This window comes from Micromonospora sp. CNZ296 (genome assembly GCF_007827635.1).
Window position 1 is genome coordinate 1 of sequence record NZ_VISW01000064.1, and the last position, 1,458, is coordinate 1,458.

The 1,458-nt window shown below is 70.1% G+C and carries 1 protein-coding gene; it reads right to left on the reverse strand.

Annotation, left to right across the window (positions count from 1 at the left end):
* Nucleotides 1-28: 28 nt before the first annotated feature.
* Nucleotides 29-1,294 carry an IS701 family transposase gene (locus FB455_RS34100; protein ID WP_145755819.1) on the reverse strand — a complete coding sequence of 422 codons (1,266 nt, stop codon included), beginning with the start codon at nucleotides 1,292-1,294 and terminating at the stop codon, nucleotides 29-31.
* Nucleotides 1,295-1,458: the final 164 nt, after the last annotated feature.

Genomic DNA, 1,458 nt, shown 5'->3' on the forward strand with positions numbered 1-1,458 from the left:
AGCTAGTACGGCAGCCGCCGTTTGGGGATCATGGCTGAAGTTCGAGGCTGAGGCGGCGTGTGTAGTGCGATCGTCGAGCTCGGGCTTGATGCTGGCGTCGCCAGCGTGACCAGTGCAAACGGTGGGCGAGGTCGCTGATCGGGCGGATGATGCAGGCGTTGATCAACCGGCGGATCTCGTTGACCGTGAGCGTGATCAGGCCGGTGTCGGCGCGTTCGTCGTCGGTGGCGTCGGCGGCGCAGATCGTCAGGACGGCGAGGGCGGCCAGGGCGAGGGTGGTGAAGCGGTGCCAGGAGTCCCAGCGGCGGACCTGGTGCTGGTCCAGGCCAACCTGGCTCTTGGCGGCTTGGAAGGCTTCTTCGACGGTCCAGCGGATGCCGGCGACCCGCACGAGCTGGGCGAGGGTCGCTGCCCTGGGGGCCCAGCAGCGGTAAAAGGCCAGCTCACCGGTGCTGGTGTTGCGGCGGATCAGCAGGCTGTGCCGGCCGCCGTCGTCGGGGTCAGCGTCGGTGCAGACGTCGTCGAGCCAGGCCCAGTCGTAGAAGCGCGGCCCCTTGGACCCGGCGCCGGCGCTGCGACGCTGCCACGCCGTGGCGGGCAGGTCGGCGGCCACCCGGTCGGCCCGGATGCGGGTCTTGCCGCCATCGAGCGGGACCAGGTGGCTGCGGGACACCGCCAGGACATAGCCGATCTCGTGTTCGCGCAGGCCAGCGCGGAAGGCGGCGCTGTTGCCGTAGGCCTCGTCCGCGGCGGCCCAGCCCGCCGGCACTCCGGCGTGCAGGGCGGCGGTGATCATCTCGGCGGCAAGCTCGGGCTTGGTGGCGAACTCGACCTCGTCAGGCACCCCGGCAGCGGCACACCGGTCGCGGTCGTCGGTCCACGACGCCGGCAGATACACCCGCCGGTCGATCAAGGTGTGCCCATCGACGCCGGCGTAGCCCAGGAACACGCCGACCTGGCTGTTCTCGATCCGCCCAGCGGTGCCGGTGTACTGCCGCTGCACCCCCACCGTGTGCACGCCCTTCTTCAGGTCACCGGTGTCGTCAACGACCAGGACCGCATCCGGACCACCGAACCGGCCGGTGATCAGCTGCCGCAGGTCATCCCGGACGGCATCTGCGTCCCATACCGCCCGGTACAACAGTCGCTGCATCGCATCCGGCCGGGCGTGTCCGGCCTGCTCGGCCAACTGCCAACACGTCTTGACCTCAAGATCGGAGAGCAGGCCGGTCACGAACTCTCCCGCCGCCCGGCGCGGCTCCACCCGAGCGAACCGGCCCGCGAAGCAGCCCAGCACCTCGGCCAGCACCCGCTCCCACCGACCGACCGCTACGCTGTGGCACGCGGCCACCGCAAGATCTGATGATGTGTCCACAACGCACAGACGATCACGCGGTGGCCGTCTCGCGCCCACCCCGGCTTACCAGCAAGATCTCAAACGGCGGCTGCCGTACTAGG